The 18,229-nt window shown below is 41.4% G+C and carries 9 protein-coding genes and 1 pseudogene; 2 read left to right on the top strand and 8 right to left on the bottom strand.

Translation table 11 applies throughout. The annotated features are described in order from the left end of the window. Positions 1 to 2 precede the first annotated feature (2 nt). The 8 genes and pseudogenes from AAC155_RS19285 to AAC155_RS19250 form a co-directional block, all read right to left on the bottom strand. Complete coding sequence (locus tag AAC155_RS19285) at positions 3 to 263, bottom strand: YfhL family 4Fe-4S dicluster ferredoxin (RefSeq protein WP_112894492.1); 261 nt, start codon at positions 261 to 263, stop codon at positions 3 to 5. A gap of 236 nt (positions 264 to 499) precedes the next feature. Continuing rightward, positions 500 to 1,222 (bottom strand): hypothetical protein, encoded by a 723-nt coding sequence (locus AAC155_RS19280; protein ID WP_228903157.1) that lies wholly within the window; start codon positions 1,220 to 1,222, stop codon positions 500 to 502. Positions 1,223 to 1,622: 400 nt separating this feature from the next. After that, positions 1,623 to 2,057, bottom strand: a complete 435-nt coding sequence (locus AAC155_RS19275) for a tail fiber assembly protein (RefSeq protein ID WP_113043764.1) — start codon at positions 2,055 to 2,057, stop codon at positions 1,623 to 1,625. 1 nt (position 2,058) lies between these two features. Next, positions 2,059 to 2,886 carry a phage tail protein gene (locus AAC155_RS19270; protein WP_113043763.1) on the bottom strand — a complete coding sequence of 276 codons (828 nt, stop codon included), beginning with the start codon at positions 2,884 to 2,886 and terminating at the stop codon, positions 2,059 to 2,061. A gap of 364 nt (positions 2,887 to 3,250) precedes the next feature. Next, a pseudogene (locus AAC155_RS19265) lies at positions 3,251 to 3,346 on the bottom strand (tail fiber assembly protein); the annotation flags it as partial. Positions 3,347 to 3,359: 13 nt separating this feature from the next. Continuing rightward, positions 3,360 to 4,079 (bottom strand): gp53-like domain-containing protein, encoded by a 720-nt coding sequence (locus AAC155_RS19260; protein WP_113043762.1) that lies wholly within the window; start codon positions 4,077 to 4,079, stop codon positions 3,360 to 3,362. Positions 4,080 to 4,372: 293 nt separating this feature from the next. Continuing rightward, on the bottom strand, positions 4,373 to 5,644 hold the full coding sequence (locus AAC155_RS19255) for a phage tail protein (RefSeq protein WP_229015636.1): 1,272 nt from the start codon (positions 5,642 to 5,644) through the stop codon (positions 4,373 to 4,375). 145 nt (positions 5,645 to 5,789) lie between these two features. After that, entirely contained in the window at positions 5,790 to 6,518 is a 729-nt protein-coding gene (locus AAC155_RS19250; protein WP_113043761.1) for a gp53-like domain-containing protein, read from the bottom strand. An 853-nt stretch (positions 6,519 to 7,371) separates the two neighbouring features. Between AAC155_RS19250 and AAC155_RS19245 the strand changes: the two genes are divergently transcribed. Both AAC155_RS19245 and rtxA read left to right on the top strand, forming a co-directional pair. After that, the gene (locus AAC155_RS19245) at positions 7,372 to 7,569 is read left to right on the top strand and encodes a hypothetical protein (RefSeq protein WP_146748126.1); all 198 of its coding nucleotides are present in this window, start codon (positions 7,372 to 7,374) and stop codon (positions 7,567 to 7,569) included. 25 nt (positions 7,570 to 7,594) lie between these two features. Beyond that, the gene (gene rtxA / locus AAC155_RS19240) at positions 7,595 to 18,181 is read left to right on the top strand and encodes an MARTX multifunctional-autoprocessing repeats-in-toxin holotoxin RtxA (protein WP_113043760.1); all 10,587 of its coding nucleotides are present in this window, start codon (positions 7,595 to 7,597) and stop codon (positions 18,179 to 18,181) included. Positions 18,182 to 18,229: the final 48 nt, after the last annotated feature.

Below are 18,229 nucleotides of genomic sequence, written 5' to 3'. Positions count from 1 at the left end.
TTTCAGATTTTATCTGCATGATGTAGTAATACAAATTTATCCCATAGTTGTTCTTCTGTTTCTTGTCGGTTTGGATCGGTGATAATGGTATTATTTATCGGACAGACTGATTGACAGGTTGGTGCATCATAATGACCGATGCATTCGGTGCAACGGTTGGCATCAATCTCATAAATTTCATCTCCCATTGATATCGCCTGATTGGGACATTCGGGTTCACACATATCACAATTGATACAGCTTTTTTTGATTAATAATGACATTTTAATATATTAACTTATTTTTCACTTTATATTTTTTTTTCATTCTTTTGAGGAAGAACAGCTCGAATAATAACAAAATATTTATGGCTGTTGTAGTATTAGTAATAAGAAAATGATTAAGACCGGGATTCAGTCTGAATCCCGGTCTTTTTGTGAATTACGATAATGGTGCAATTGGCCAGCTAATTTCTGGGGCTTTATCAAAATAATTATAAAATTTTAGATAGTTAACAAAGTTAGTTATCTGATATCCCTACTACAAATATGCGTACAGGAGGAAAGCTTGCACTGCGAGATTGCCAATGTGATACTATTACTAGGTTTTCTTTATTGATTTTTAATATATCAGCTCCTTCACCATAGTTACCTCCACTGATATATCCTCCCATGCTGGAAAGTATAGCATGAGGTTCATAAGAGTATGCAATTGGGTATGTGATAGTGAATTTTCCCTCGTTAGCTAAATTTGGAGCTATTACATATACAGATTGGAATAAGATATATTTTCTCTTTAATCCACTCAAAAATGGAATTTTAAAAGTCATGAAATTATTCCCTTGTGTAAACAAAGGAGTACCTGCCAATAATAATTCCAATAAACCGAGATTTTTCACAAACTCATTTTTATTGGGAATATCTGCCCCGTTTTTTGCTTTTTCTAATGCGGAGTTGGAAATTTTAGTTATAATTTTTTGTTCTAACGCTTTATTTAATTGGGTAGTGAGTTTGGTTATATTACCATCATCCAAAACATCACTGCCAGATTCTGCCGCAATAAAATCAGCTACAACAGAGGATATTGTTGATGACTGACGTAATGCTTTATTTAATACATGAGTAGTAATACTTTCTGGTGGAAATCCAGTATTTAAACTCTCGTTCTCTTCATATTTTTCTTGGCTCACAACATTAGCATTGTTACTAATAGAAAAAGCCTTAAAATCATTTTTTTGGCTCATGTTTTTTCCTCAAATTAAATAGTGTGTTCTATAATTAATAATATTGAATTGTTATAAAGATAACTTTAAGAAATTCATAGTCTAGTTCGGAAAAATAATAATGAAATACTTTTATAACTTAGGCGATTAACTATTTATGTGTAGTTGATGATAATTGGTTTAATTTTTCAATCAAATAACCTGATATTGATAAATAGGATGGTGAAAATATATTTAAATCATAAAAGCTTGTCAGGGTGAGCAGAAGGAATAATAATGAGTCATTATTCTCCGGGGAAAAGTATATGATATTACTGGATTGGGTTGATATTTCAATGGTTCTTGATATTGCATAACTAAAATACCAGAATGAATAGAGTGATAAAGACCGGGCACCATCCTGATCCCGGTCTTTTATTAGTTACAATAATGGTGAAATAGGCCAGTCAATTTCCGGTGCTTTTGACGTATCAACCCGATTAAGCATGACGCGGTATTTTTTCCATTCTTTGAGTAATAGTATTTCTTCATCTGTTGCTATATCAAGTTCTATAGCATCGGAAAGTGGGGTTATTTTTTCATTCGCGTGAGATATAAATTGCGTTCTTTGGCTTTCCGCTATGGATATTAATTCCTCTTTTGTTGGTGGTGGAGTGTCTTCCCAACAAGGAAGACCCTCTTCGCCACAGGAAAGTATTTTTCCGGCGGGAGGTATTCCCGAGAACTTATTGAATATGCCATCAGTTACAGATATGGGATCGTTTGGCCATGAGCTTGCTGCAATATAATCCTGCTGTAATAATAGTGGATAAAATGCTTTATTTAATGCGCTAAATACATAGTTTTTATCGTTCATATTAATACCCTATTGCTCTATAAAATGCGGCTACAGGAACTTGTAAATTTGGAATACTGCTAAAACATTGGAATTGGGTATTATTGACTGTCATTATTGAAAATGTGCCAGCATGTTGAGGGGCGTTACCAACGTGAGTTAACGTGACGTTGAGACATTTATTCGGGAATGGTATTGGAAAGTTATTTAAAGCACCAGCTTCGGCATAAGCATTGCCTTTAACTGATGCTATTCCCCACATTTCAATTAAGCCCGAAGGTAATTTTTGCCATCCGACCTGATTCAGGCTAGAGGTGAAAAACGACATATTAGGCACTTGATTTTCACCATTCCCTATCGTTATATTTGTTGAATCGGATAAACCAAGGTTCTTTATAAATGCAGCTTTATCAGGAATGTCTGCGCCGTTTTGGTCTTTTGCCAGTCGATTATTAGCATTATCATTTACATCAGAAACAAGCTTCTGAGTTGAAGCGAGTGTATTACTGTTGCCTATTTGGTCTGTGAGCTGAATAACTCCTTTTTCTGTTAATGAGGCATCGGGAGTTTCTGTTGTGTTTTTTTGTTCTAAGGATTTCTTGAATTGGGTGGTGAGTTTGTCTATATCCCCATTATCCAGAACATCTTCGCCAGATTGTGTTGCGATAAAATTAGCGACGACAGTGGATATGGTTGACGACTGACGTAATGCTTTATTTAATAGTTCAGGGGTAATATCTGCTGTTGGAAACCCAGTTTGTAATTTTTGTTCTTTTTCATATGTTTCTTGGGTCATTATATTTGCATTTTCACTAATAGAAAAAGCCTTAAAATCATTCTTTTGACTCATATATTTTTCTCCAATTAAGCAGTGTATTTTATAATCAATGTGGTGAATTTTTATAAAAATAATTTTTCCCTATTCACGCCAGCTATAGTTTAGTTAGAAAAAAGAATAATGGAATACTCTTATAACTTATAGGGTTAACTATTTTTATATAATTGTTGGTAATAAATATGTTAATTTTTTGTAATCTGAAATGTATCTAAACTATTTGCATTAATAAAGTCTCATTTATTCCTTGGAGAAATTATGTGGTATGACTGAATTGGTTTAATATTTTAATGATTATTGGTGTTGAATAACTACAAAATACCTGAATCAATAAAATGATTAAGACCGGGTTCTACCTGAATCCCGGTCTTTTTGTTAATTACGATAAGGGTGGAATTGACCAGTCAATTTCAGGTGCTTTCGAAGTATCAACCCGATTAAGCATCACCCGGTATTTTTTCCATTCTTTGAGTAATTTAATTTTTTAATTAATAACCTATTGCTCTAAAATAGACTCCAACAGGAGGAACATGATTAGTAGGACTTCTATAACATCGGAATTGGCTCCGATTTACTACGTGTACTGAACATATTCCGGCGTCTTGAGGGTTATAACCACCATGAGTTAATGTGATATTTAAACAGGCGTTAGGAAATGGTATTGGAAAATTATTTAAATACCCAGATTCAAGAGAGCCATAGCCGTTAGCCAGTACAAATCCCCATGTTTCAATTAAACCTGAAGGTAATTTTTGCCAACCAGCGCTAGTCAAGTTTGCAGTGAAATACGACATATCTGGAATCTGATTAATTCCAGCCCCTACTTCTCGTTTTGCTGCTTCATTTAAACCTAAGTTTTTCACAAATGCATTTTTATCAGGAATATCTGCGCCGTTTTGTGCTTTTTCCAATGCGAAATCGGAAATTTTATTTATAAAATTTTTTTCTAACGCGCTATTTAATTGAGCGTTGAGCTTAACGGTATCACCATCATCGAGAACATCACTGCCAGCTGTCGCGATAAAATCAGCGACAACAGAGGCTATTGTGGACGATTGGCGTAATGCTTTATTTAATACATGACGAGAAATCGTATCATCTGGTGGAAACCCAGTTTTTAAACTTTGCTCTCCTTCATATATTGCCTGGCTTACTACATTAGCGTTATTACCAATAGAAAACGCTTTAAAATCATTCTTAGGACTCATATATATTCCTTAATTAAATAATATTGTTTTGTAATTAACATGTTGAGTTATAGTATAGGTAATTTATCGAGATTAATTTCAATTATAGTCTACGCCAAAAAGTGAACAGTAAGATTTTATTTTTAATCAAATGATTAATTATTTACGTATGGCTGATGATAATAAATTATTTTATCTTATCTTTTTTGGCAATTTATTTATGTTTGCCAGATAAATAGAGAGAAATATCTTTGTAAAATAGGAAGATAAATTATCTCCTAAAAAATAAAAGGGCTGCTATGCAGCCCATAATTCTAATCAGCAATATAAATTTCTGTAATATCAGGGCAATCCTCTTTGTTTACTATAGATAACCTCACTCCTCCGTCTGATGAGTGCACAACGAGCCATCCTTTTGATCCATATCCAGTGCCAACCAAAATATTATCGATCGGAGGCATTTGTAAAGGTAAAAATATACCTGGGCTACCAGTACGTAAATATATACATCTTCCTCGTATGTCCTGACTCAGTAATATGCTACTTCCACTATCTCCACTCCTTCCTATTTTTCGCCATCCCTGATTAGGGCCTTTCTTTTGATATCGCTCGTCGGATTCTGAACGTGAATATGCCCCCACATCTCTGGCTTCCAGATTGATGTCTTCAATCAGTGCTTTGCCGTTAATTTTCCTGTTATTAGGAACCGCATTTTTTGCCAATGTCACGGTTTCTGATAAGCCAAGTTCATTTACAGTAGGTTTGTTTTTGGTTGTATAAATGCTAGTCCAATCTTCTTCAAATCCATAATTATCACGAGCCGAGCGATAAGCAATACCCCCGTTTTTGTAATGCACTTTCAACTGAAAAGCCGGACAACTCCCAACTCCATTATAGAAATGCACAACATGATCACTAAATTTCGGCAGCAGTAAGTCATATGACCCTGAATCTGCATTCCACGGGACCTGGTTATCAACAGAGTATTTTCCTGTTAATCCGAGCCTAAATGCCCCTACATCGCCAGCCCCTAAACTGATATCTCCAGTCAGTGCCTTACCATTAATCTTCCTACTACTCGGCACAGCATTTTTCGCCAGATTGACGGTTTCCAATAAGTCGAGATTTTTCACAAACTCATTTTTATTGGGAATATCTGCCCCATTTTGGTTTTTGGCTAATCTATTGTTAGCATTATCATTGACATCAGAAACAAGCTTCTGAGTTGCAGCGAGTGAATGACTATTACCAACCACATCGGTAAGCTGAACAATACCTTTCTGTGTTAATGAGGCATCGGGAATCTTTGGCGCCATTTTCTGTTCCAACGCCTTATTTAATTGAGCGGTAAGTTTTTCTATATTTCCGTCATCCAGAACATCATTGCCAGATTGTGTCGCGATAAAATTAGCGACTACAGAGGTTATCGTGGATGATTGACGTAATGCCTTATTTAATATATTAGTGGTAATACCATCGGGCGCAAACCCAGTCTTCAAATTCTGACTTTCTTCATATTTTTCTTGGCTCGCTGCATTAGCATTGATACTAATAGAAAAAGCCTTAAAATCATTTTTTGGACTCATATTAAACTCCTTAAGTGATGTAATTTATAAATAATATGTTGAATTGTTGTGAAAATAATTCTCTGCTTAATGTGATAAGTATATGGATTTTATCATTTATAATTGCCAACCAATTGCAATGCAATAATCAAAATATTTCCTTAAATTAATATCCTACTGCTCTAAAATATGCTGTAACAACGGGAGTCCAATTAGTAGGACTCCTAAAGCATCGAAACTCACGTTGATTTTCTATGATTACTGAAAATATTCCTGCTGCGTTAGGGCTATGGCCATTATGAGTTAATGTGACATTAAAACATTTCTTTGGGAATGGTATTGGAAAGTTGTTTAAATATCCAGACGTGTAAGAGCCATAACCATCAATTTGAGCTATTCCCCACATTTCAATTAAACCTGAAGGTAATTTTTGCCAGCCATTCTGGATCAAGCTTGCGGTAAAAAGAGACATATCTGGAAGCTGATTAATTCTATTATTCAAATTATTATTGATATCGGAGACAAGTTTCTGTGTTGCAGCCAGTGTATTATTATTGCCAACCACATCTGTAAGTTGAACAACACCTTTCTGTATTAATGAGGCATTGGGAACTTGTGTTGCAAATTTTTGTTGTAACGCCTTATTTAATTGAATATTAAGTTTAGCGGTATCACCATCATCAAGAACATCTTCACCAGATTGTGTCGAAATGAAATTAGCGACTACAGAGGCTATTGTTGATGATTGGCGTAATGTTTTATTTAATAAGTGAGTAGGAACATTATCTGGTGGAAATCCAGAATATAAACTCAGACTTTCTTCATATCTTTCTTGACTCACTACATTGGCGTTGGCGCTAGTAGAAAACGCTTTAAAATCATTTTTAGGACTCATATGCTTTCCTTAAATTAAATAATATTGTTTTGTAATTAATAGCTTGGGTTATAGTACACATGATTTCTCGCGATTGATTTCAACTATAGAGTTTAGACCAAAAAAAGGTTGGTAAGATGCTATTATAGATTAAACGATTAATTGTTTGTGTATGACTGTTTGTATATGACTGATAGTGATAAATAGTTTAATCTCTTGTGATCTAAAATATACCAAGGCATTGGGTTCTGGGTCTTTGTTTTTATAACTGAATTATTAATTTGGAAAGGGAATACTATATTACTACAACTATTAATCTCGACGGTTTAATTAGAAGTTATATCATGATTATGAAAATTTCTTTATGAAAGGATGGGTGTTAGCTCTGGGCAGCAACTGAAAGATTCTTATATACATAAATAAGAAATTTTATTTATGATATATTTTTGTTTTTCTTTTGTTAATATTATGCTTTGAGGATTTATATGCGTTTTTATAAAAAAATCAGACTATTATTGTTAGATGATATTTTTGTAGATGAACTATTATTTTATTTTTCTTATTCATTTGACCATATTTATAGAGATATAAGCTCATTATATCCTTGGGGTTAATGCTTCTATTTTTCGATATGTTGGGTTGTCTTTGTGAATAAATTTATTCTTAAGGGAGGAATATGTTTAAAAAATTAGAACAAGTCATCTTTGATACCTGTGATAACAAAAGCATTTTATCTCTTTGGTTGCAAAAAGAACAGTTGGGTAAATTAAGATAGTGGCTGAAAACAGCAATCAGCCTGAATTAAAACAAATTATATAAAGCATGCTTAATTGATTGCTGTCATTGTGCTTTTTGCCGTCGGAAGGTCAGGGGTTTGTATCATCCACGGGAAATTAGATTTTCAAAACAACTGTTGTATCTGTCAGATGCAGTAGTTTTCCATACCCTATGGATTTCAAGTTGCATCGCGACGGCAAGGGAGCGAATCCCTGGGAGCATAGGTAACTATGTGACCGGGGTGAGTGCGTGCAGCCAACAAAGAGGCAGCTTGAAAGATAACGGGTATATTTAACCTAAACTTAATTAAGGGATTATTTATGGGGAAATCATCAAACCGTAGTGCGGAATTTTTCATTACTGGGAAATATTACGATGATGATGGTGGGAATAATATTGTTGCTATTGGATTGGGAGGGGAGATTTATGCCAAAAGAGGGAATGATAATATTACCGTTGGTGCGCTTGAGACAACAATCCATGCCACTTCTGGCGATAAGGCTGTAGAGGGTGCTGCCGGATATCTAAAAATAGTGGATATTGACAGTAATCTGAAGGTACATGGTGCTGCGGGTTACGCAAGTATTGATAAAAGCGGTAATGGCAATATTTCATTTGCTGGCGCGGCGGGTGGTGTTTCCATGGATCACCGAGGGAGCAGCGGTAATCTAAACTTTTCTGGGGCGGCCGCTTATAATAACCTCAGTCGTAAAGGTCAATCCGGTAATGTGGCATTTAAAGGTATCGGTGGTTATAACGGATTATGGCACGAAACTAATCAGGGGGATTTAAACTTTAATGCCGCAGGGGCGGGTAATAAAATTGACCGTACCTGGCATGACCGTTATGAAGGAAGCAAGGGAAATGTGATATTTGTTGGTGGAGGGGCAGCAAATAGCATCAGTTCGCGGGTGGAAAGCGGTAATATTAATTTCACTGGTGCTGGGGTTGATAACCACATTATTCGTAAAGGGAGAGAAGGCAATATTATCTTTCAGGGTGCTGGAGCATCAAATCGCATTGAACGTTTGCGAAATAGTAAAGATAAATATGAACAGACTCGCGGTAATATCGAATTTGAAGGTGCCGGTGGTTATAACAAAATTTATTCTGATATAGCTCATGGTAATATCCGTTTCTCCGGTGCCGGTGGTTACAATGAAATATCAAGAATGGGTGAGGATAGCGATTCGTATAATAAAGCTTTGGGATACGCTAGCGCGGAGAAAATTGTATTAATAACGGCGAAGATGGGAGCCCAGAAGCCTCAGCAAGTAACTGCTATTAAATCAACGATTGAACCCAATACTTATCTCTTTGCGTTTGCTGACGGAAAATATACTAAGATCAGCAAAGTTCAGCTAAAAAATGATCCTAAAACCGATAAATTGAGTTATTACGCCACTTCATGGCGTAAAAATGGTAATCAACTCGCAAATCTTGCTACGGAAAATATCTCTTTAGAGAATGGATATGATGATATAAGCAATGATGGTGATTATCGTCTTTTTAATTTAATCTTTGAACATCATCAACCCGTTACTATTCAGCATATTGTCGAAGAAGATTTGCGAGAAAATCAATGGGTGACTTATGCCGGCGGAACCACCGCTAAAGCAGAAGATATCAAGCTGATTGATGCAAAAATGCATGGGCGTTCAATCCATTCTAATGGTTCGGTATTGGATGTTTCGGCGGTGAAATCGAATCGTCGATCAAATGCTTATGTCTATGCCAAATATGTCGAGTCATATACCAAAGTGGTTGTGGTGGAATTGAAGAATGATGATAAAACCGGCGAGCTGAAATATTATGCCAGTGCCTGGTATAAAGCGGGCGACCATACCCGTGATTTAGCCAATGAAGATTTTTCACGCGCAAATGGTTATAGCTCGATGGAGGTGGGGGGATATTCACTCACTAACCTTAAATATCAAGTCGATACTGTACGTCGTGTCTCTGAGCATTTAGAACATATTGAAGAATATAGCCGTCAGGAATTGGTGAAATCATCTTCGGGTATCGGTGATAGCTCCGGTGACGTTAATTTTAGCGGTATGGGTGGCGGAAACCTCATTAAATCCAGTGTAATAAATGGCAATGTTAATTTTGAAGGTGATGGGATTGCTAACATCATTCTTCATAGTTCGAGATCGGGTAATACGCATTTTGAAGGCGCAGGTGCTGCCAATATCATCGAAAAAAGTGGCATAGATGGCAATCTGACATTCCGTGGTGCAGGCTTGGCGAATGTCCTTGTTCACCAAGGCCGGAGTGGGGAAATGGATGTTTACGCCGGCGGTGCGGCAAACGTTCTGGTGCGTGTCGGTGATGGACGGTATCTGGCTCATCTTTTGGCGATTGGTAATATCTCAATCCACCAAGGTAATGGCGACAGCCGGGTCATCATGTTGGGGGGGTATAACACCCATACCCAAATAGGTAATGGCAGCGCGAATTGGTTAGGTGCCGGCGGTTTTAATGTCATGACCCAAAAAGGTAAAGGGAGTATTTCCTCGCTACTTTTGGGGGGAGCTAATGTGTTGACCAAGCTTGGCGGAGATAATCTGGTTTCCGGCATGCTCGGGGGAGCCAACATTATCACGCATATTACGGGTGATAATGAAATATCAAACACCACAGCAATTGCGCTGGGCGGTGCCAATATCCTCACCAAAAAGGGAAGAGGTGATGCTGTTGCGCTGATGGGCGGTGGCGCAAATGTTCTGACTCACATTGGTCATGGAAGTACGACGGGGGTGATGTTGGGGGGTGCCAATATCCTGACCAAAGTAGGCAATGGTGATACTACCGGTATTATGCTTGGGATGGGTAATGTGCTGACGCATGTTGGCGATGATCAGACATTAGGGGTCATGGGAGCAGCAGGTAACATCTTTACTAAAGTGGGAGATGGAACCGCAATTGCGGCCATGATTGGGGTCGGCAATATCTTTACCCATGTTGGCAAGGGGGATGCATGGGCGTTGATGGGGGGGCTGGGTAATATCTTTACCAAAGTCGGGGATGGTAAAGCGCTGGCACTGATGGTAGCCGAAGGCAATGTGTTTACCCACGTTGGGGATGGGATGAGCGTTGCCCTGATGCTGGCGGAAGGTAATGTTGCAACCAAAGTGGGTAATGGGACGACCTTGGCAGCAATGATCGGTGAGGCCAATGTGATGACCCATGTCGGTAATGGCTCAACCTTTGCCGCGATGATCGGGCAGGGCAATATCCTGACGAAAGCGGGCAATGATTTGGCGCTCGGTTTGATGGTTGGTGAAGCTAATATCTATTCGCATGTAGGTGATGGCACCAGCATTGGCTTGTTTGCCGGTGAGTTGAACGTGATGACCAGAGTAGGTGACGGGACAACGCTGGCGGCAATGTTTGGCGAAGCGAATATCATGACCCATTATGGCGACGGTTTAACTGGCGTACTGGCACTGGGTAAAGCCAATATTGTCACCAAAATGGGTAAGGGTTTTATGGGAGTGGTGGCAGCGGCCGAGGCTAACGTTGTTACTCATATGGGAGCATCAACGACGGCTGCCATGCTATTAGGTAAAGGCAATATTCTGACGAAAGTGGGTAGTGGGACGACGGTCGGCCTGCTTATTTCCGATGTGGGTAACATCATGACCCACATTGGTGATGGCACAACCGTTGGTTTCGCTAAAGGTAAAGCCAATATCATAACAAAAGTGGGAGAAGGTACAGGGATTAACGCCGTTTGGGGTGAGGCTAATATCCTGACTCATGTTGGTGATGGCGACCGTTACAATTTCGCGAAAGGCAAAGCGAATATCATTACCAAAGTGGGCGGAATGCGAGAAGTCACGGTAGTTCAGGGCGATGCTAACATTATCACCCACGTTGGTAACGGTGATGATTACACGGGAGCCTGGGGCAAAGCTAATGTCATTACTAAGGTAGGCGATGGGAATAATGTGGTACTTGCTAAAGCCGATGCCAACATTGTGACTCAAGTCGGTAACGGTGACAGCTTTAATGCGTTGTGGAGTAAAGGCAATATCGTCACCAAAGTGGGTGATGGTATGCAGGTTACCGCGGCAAAGGGTAAAGCCAATATCACCACTACGGTGGGGAATGGTTTAAGCGTGACGGCGACGCATGGCGATTTTAATGTCAATACCAAAGTGGGTGACGGAGTTTCAGTCAACGCGGTGTGGGGTGAATATAACGTCAATACCAAAGTTGGAAATGGTCTCAATGTTGCGATCATGAAAGGCAAAGGTAATGCCAATATTCATATTGGTGATGGCTTGGGGATCAATGCCTCTTATGCCCGCAATAATGTGGCGATTAAGGTGGGTAATGGTGATTTCTACAGTCTTTCTATTGCAGAGAGCAACACACAAAGTCGTCATCTCTCTTCTCTGTTTGAGAACATTAAACAAACTGTGTTCAATGTAGAGGGTAGCCAGGCGATTAATTATCTGATTCGTGGTGATGAGGCAAATACTTCTGGCGTTAATAAAGGCAGAGGGGCGATTAATTTAACCGAAGTTTCCGCCATTGATGGCTTCCAGATGGATAAAATTGATGAAGTGAGTTCGGATCTGGCTAACAACTTGAGTGGCGCAATAACCCCGGTAGAAACGCCTGATACTCAGGTTATTCAGGATGCCTTGCAGATTGGAGATAATGTTGGTTCAGCTCAGGATCAGGCATCACCACACGCTGATGCGGTTGTCAGACATGCGAAGCAGGATAAAGCCGCGCAAAATGCGTTAAGCGATAAAGAAAAAGCGGAGATGAACCATCATCGTTTGGAACAAGAAAAAGATAAACAGCTTAAAACGATTTCAAAATCACAAGGCCAACTAGAATCAACCAATCAGGCAGCACTGAATACCAATGGTCAAGTACAGCGTGATGCAATAAGTGAAGAGTCTAGGGGAGTCACGGAAGAACTATTCTCCCTGACTCAAGGTATGGGCGAGCTTAATAACTATGGGAATTATGATGGCAAATCAGGTGATGAGTGGCGTAATCGGTTTGCTGGTGGATATCTGGATAATATCCAGAATAAATTAAATGATGCCAAACTGACTGCACAGAAAAAATTAGCTGATGCACAGCAGCACTTTATTGATAAACGAGAAACAGTAATAACAGCCATTGAGAAATCAGAAGTAGGTTTCACGAAAAGCGCTGAGAATCTAGATAGTGCAGACGACGATATTGCAGACGCTGAGAAAAAAGCAGAGCAGAGAAAAGAAGAGGCATTATTACAGAAACAACGAGCCGATAAAGCGGTGAGTGACGCCAATACCGCGTATGACAAAGCGAAACAGCGTGGTGAAAGTGATAGTACAGCGGCGGAAAATAAAACGACACAGGCGCGGAAGAATGCAAAAAGCGTGAAACAGGCTGATAATGCTAAACCGGATCGCTCTGGGGCAACGGGCAGCGGTTTGTCTGGGGAAGCTTATACACCGATTAAGGTGGAGAAATCGAAGAGTCATATCGATCCTGCATCAAAAGCTGAACCTGACGGTTGGATCAGTGAAGATCTGGCACTAACAGCAGAAGATTTGGCTGCTTTGAATAATGCGCAACAGGCAGTCAATCGGTTACAGCTTAATAAAGGGATTCGTTCAGGAAATACCAGTGCTTCGATCATGTCAATGTTTACCGAAACATCATCCGATGGCACGGTGAAATCAACCGTAAATGAATCCAGAGAATTAACCCGAAAAGCGCCGACGATTTCAGGTATTGATCTGCAAGGACTAGGGGGAAATAACCCTAGATCTCATTCTTCTGTACTTAAAAAATTAGAACTTATCTTACTGAAGAAGAAGGACAAACGGTTTATTGATTCGACTAAAAGACGCCTTGGTTCGATAAATACCGATTTGCCTAGTAAGGCGTTGGTGGCCGTGCGTGAGGCGTTTAACAGTACCGTCGAACGGCCCGATGAACAGCATGTATTGCAGCTTGAACAAGCACTGGCTCATTGGCAGCAGCATGATCCCAAGGAATTCGCTCAACGTAGTAAGCTGGTGAAAAGTTTACGTTTTGAGATGGGTGAGCTGGTTGCACACATTCAGGCCCAGAGAGCGGAGTCAGCCGGGATTTTGGGTATCACTGTGCCCCCTGAGCAGGTTGAGCAGTTTGGACAGCAGGTATCGTTCGATGGGCTTGGCCGTGTGGTGGGCCTGAAAGGCGATATTGCGCAAAGCGAAATTAATCGTCTCATTGATGTACAAATTAAGCCATTAACCCAGATTAACTCCGCTGCGGAGCGGGAAGCGCCTAAGACCGAAAGCGAAAGCCTTATCGTTTTCGTCAGCCGATTGCAACAGGAAGCGATTCCAGAAGGTAAGCCGCTGATTGAACGCGCCAGAGAACTTTGGCTTACCGGGCAAGTAACACATCAGAAAACCAAAGAATTATTTAAGGATGCTGTTGCCCAGTTGCAAGCACATCCTGAATTGCACACGCTGGCTCAACAGCTATTGACTGATGCCAACAAAGAGAAGGCCACTGGACAATATATTGATAACCTGTTTGGCCGCCATTTTGATTCTGAACTGGCTTATGAGCTGGTGAAAACAGCTTCACCGGAGGCGAAAAATACCGCTGAACGAACAGGTAACTTCTTGGTGGAAGATTTTGGGCGGTGGATAGGTGATATTTACCCTGAAGGCGAGAAACGTAACGAGGCAATTGATAAAAAGATGAAATCTTTTGCCGAGGCTATTGATAAGGATTTTCGCCCTTGGTTCAGCCGGGTGCCTGAGGTGACGACATTCTTGGACGATCCGACTTTTGCTAATTTCAAGACCATGATGACCCAGGTTGATGATGGTTTTTCTGTGATTAAAGTGCCATTTCTGGCAGTAAAAATGGCGACCACACCGGGAATGGGGATGGATGTTGCTGACTGGAAGAGAAAAGGGGATTCTTTCTATCTGAACGTGATCACCAAAGCTCGTTCAACCAGTACTGAACTGACTACCGGGACGAATGCGGAGGATGTTAAGTACAAAGTAAAAATTACGGAAAAGCAGACCAATGATTATGGCACGGCGTTGCCCTACCAACCTGCGAATAATAAACATGACGACTTTTTGTATGGCAGAAAGGTCGCGGCAGGTCGAATCTTGACCCCTGGACGGGAAACTGCATTTGAGAGTAATGCATTGGCACAAGGCCAGTCTGTGGTAACTGGCGCATCTGGTTCGACCAATATCATGGTTCACCTCAATGACTATATTGCCAGCAAGCAACCCAACTTCCCAACCGGGCAGAGCTATCTCAATACGCTGGCATTTTTGGTATTTGATGGGGGTCACTCTGTCAACGAAAGTCTGGTGGTTTATCAGGCACTACAAGCAACTGATGAGGGAAAACGTAAGCAGATACTGAACAGCTACACGGCTAATTATCAGGATCTGGCAGAGATTGCTGGGGAATCGGGTAAGGTGTGGGTCAATCAGGCGCTGGATAACGCGTTTAAAGAAACTCAAGAGTTTTATCAGAAGTATGCGGTGGTAAAACCACAAAGCCGCCCTGCGGTGGAAGAGTTAGAGGGATTATCTGGCAAAAATAAAGAGGTAGAGCCGACTATTATCGACGATAGTCACCTGAAAAAGCCCGTTGATGGTTGGCAAACGGTGGACGTGGTGCCACAGACTGATGGTCGTGAAACCCGCTTTGATGGTCAGATTATTCTTCAGATGGAAGATGAGCCGATAGCCGCCAGAGCCGCCGCTAATCTGGCGGGTAAACACCCAGATTCCAGCGTGGTTATTCAACTCGACGCCAGCGGTAAATATCGTGTGGTTTATGGTGATCTGTCTAAATTATCAAATAAATTACGTTGGCAGGTGGTCGGTCATGGTCGTGATACGTCAGAGCAAAATAACATTCGTCTGAGTGGTTACAGCGCTGATGAATTGGCGACGAAATTAAAGCAGTTTTATCAGGCGGCTAAGCTGGGCGAACAAGCCATCAGCAAACCCGATCATATCAGTCTGGTGGGTTGTTCACTGATGAGTGATGATAAACGGGATGGCTTTGCGCGTCGCTTTATTACTGAGTTGGATAAACAAGGTATTCGCAGTGATGTGTCAGCCCGTAGTAGCGAAGTCGCGGTTGACGCAACAGGCCGTAAATTTACCCGTGACGAAAATAACCAATGGGTTAACAACTCGCCTGATAACAAAATTGTATTGAGTTTGAATGCTGAGAATAAACTGATAACGCATACCGAACAGGTTCGTCGTGGTATTGCTGAAAGCGATATCGACTTCTCTAAAGTCGGGTACACGGAGGCTGATTTGGTTACCAAAGGGGAAATTGCAGATAACACAGAAATTTTCATGGAGCCGCAAAAGCGTGAAAAGGTTAACGCCAGCGATAACTCGCCTCATCAGCTCAGTTACGCCGGTAATATCCAGGTGGATGTCGGTGAAGGCGAGTTTACGGCGCTTAATTGGGGAACCTCGAACGTAGGTATTAAAGTGGGAACCGGTGGTTTTAAATCGCTGGCTTTCGGTGACAACAATGTGATGGTTCACATTGGTCATGGTGATAGCAAACATAGTTTTAATATAGGCGGCTATCAGGCGCTTGAAGGGGCGCAGATGTTTATCGGTAACCGTAATGTCAGTTTCAACCAGGGTCGCAGTAATGACCTGATTGTGATGATGGATAAATCCATCCCAACGCCGCCATTGGTCAATCCATTTGATGGTGCTGCCCGTATTGCTGACGTATTGAAAGGTATTGCCCGTTCCGGTGAAACGCAGGATTGGTTAGCGGCACAAGAGCAGCAGTGGACCATTGCCGGCGCGAAGAAGTTTGTGCGTGATATGTCTGGTTTAGACCAAACCAGTAGCGTGGATTACAAAACGCTGCTTGATTTGGACTCACAACATGAACGTAGCAGCCGTGGTTTGCAGAATGACGCCGAATCAGCCCTGAATAAGAAATTTAATCAGTGGTTAGGTGAAAATGGCAATAGCATTGAAATGGGCAAAATGAGTCGGGCAGATAAATTCCGTCGGGCTAATCAGACGCTGGCTTTCAACTTTGCTGTTGGCGGGCGGGGAGCGGATATTCAGGTTACGACCGGTAACTGGAACTTTACGTTCGGTGACAATATTCAGTCAATTTTGGATACCAACCTGGGGTCGCTGTTTGGTCTGATGACCCAGCAATACTCGGCAACGGGTATGGCAAAAACAACCTTTACTTACAACCCGCAGGACTTACCGCGTCAGCTTCAGAATAAGCTGCTTGGCCGATTATCGGAGGTGGGGGCGGATACCACTTTGGCGGATATTTTTGGTGTGGATTACACCGCGGATGGACGTATTGTTTCCCGCACGGGCAAGCCTGTTGATGGCGAGGCGATGCTAAAAGAGATGCTGGAAGTGATAAAGGAATTTGGCGGTGATCAACTGGCAGCCTTCACCAACCCGGAGAAATTGCTGGAGAGTTTGGCGGCCGGCATCAAAGCGGGAGAAGATGGGGTCAGGACATTTGCGGAAAGTCATGGTTTGAAAGAGAAAGCGCCGGATGAGAATCAGGAACCAGGCGCTGCGGTTAGCATCAACGGAAATAGCGCTCAAGCTAATAGCAACGCAGAACGTGCATTTGGCTTTAATTTGCCTAACCTGTTTGCAACGATGTTTAGCATAGATAAGCAAAAAGAGATGAAGTTGCTAGTGACTAACCTGAAAGAAAACCTGACAGCGGATCTGCTTAATATGAAGCAGAAAACCTTTGATTTCCTGCGTAATAGCGGTCATTTGCAAGGGGATGGCGATATCCATATCTCGTTGGGGAACTATAACTTCAACTGGGGCGGTGACGGTAAAGATCTTGGCGCTTATCTGGGTGATAACAACAACTTCTGGGGCGGTCGCGGTGATGATGTTTATTACTCACTAGGCACATCCAATATCTTTACGGGTGGTGAAGGCAATGATCTGGGCGTACTAATGGGGCGTGAGAACTGGATGTTTGGCGGAAATGGCGATGATACCGCCGTGGTAGCCGGACGGATTAACCATGTCTTTATGGGCGAAGGGAATGACCAGACGTTTGTCTTTGGCGAAGGCGGCCTGATTGATGTCGGTAATGGACAGGATTACGTCGTGACTTCCGGTAACTATAACCGGGTGGATACTGGGGCAGGTCAGGACTACGCGGTGACCATCGGCAATAACAACCGGGTTGATTTAGGTGAAGGTGATGACTTTGCCAGAGTGTTTGGTAATGACAACCGGGTCGACGGTTATTCCGGCAATGATACGATTAAGCTGATGGGCTACCATGCGGTGATTAATGGCGGAGAAGGTGATGATCACTTGATAGCCGCTGCGATTTCGAAGTTCAGCCAGTTTAACGGCGGTGATGGACAGGATTTGTTAGTGCTGGGCGGTTATCAGAACAGCTTCCAGGGTGGAGCCGGTGTCGATAGCTTTGTGGTCGGCGCAGAAGTGATTGATAACCGGGTTAACGATATCAACGCAGAAGATATGATCTTGTTTAATGGTGTTGACTGGAAAGACTTATGGTTCCAGCGCAGTGGATATGATTTGGTGCTGTCAGTGAACCGTCATACTCAGGCCGACACGGCTCAGGGGAAATTTGAATCGGTGGGTTCAGTCACCTTTAATGATTACTTTAATGGCAATCGCGCCAAATTGGTGGCTTTGATGAGTGATAAGGAGGCGTCAGGCGAACGTGAATTTACGGCACTGTCAGATAATGCCGTGGATTCATTGATTCAGGCAATGAGTAGTTTTTCCCCGACAGCGGGCGATAATGGTTTTATTGAAAGTCTGGACAGTAAGGCGAGCGTGGCTGTTGCCACGGCATGGACCGATGTCACTATTGGTAAGGGGAAATTTGCCTAATTAGTTCGCTGTAAATTAGCAAAATAATTGTCGTAGAAATAAAAATAG

This window comes from Photorhabdus sp. HUG-39 (genome assembly GCF_963878365.1).
Classification (GTDB): Bacteria; Pseudomonadota; Gammaproteobacteria; order Enterobacterales; family Enterobacteriaceae; genus Photorhabdus; species Photorhabdus kayaii.
Note: the sequence above shows the minus strand (reverse complement) of the source record. Positions and strands in the feature narration are given on the sequence as shown.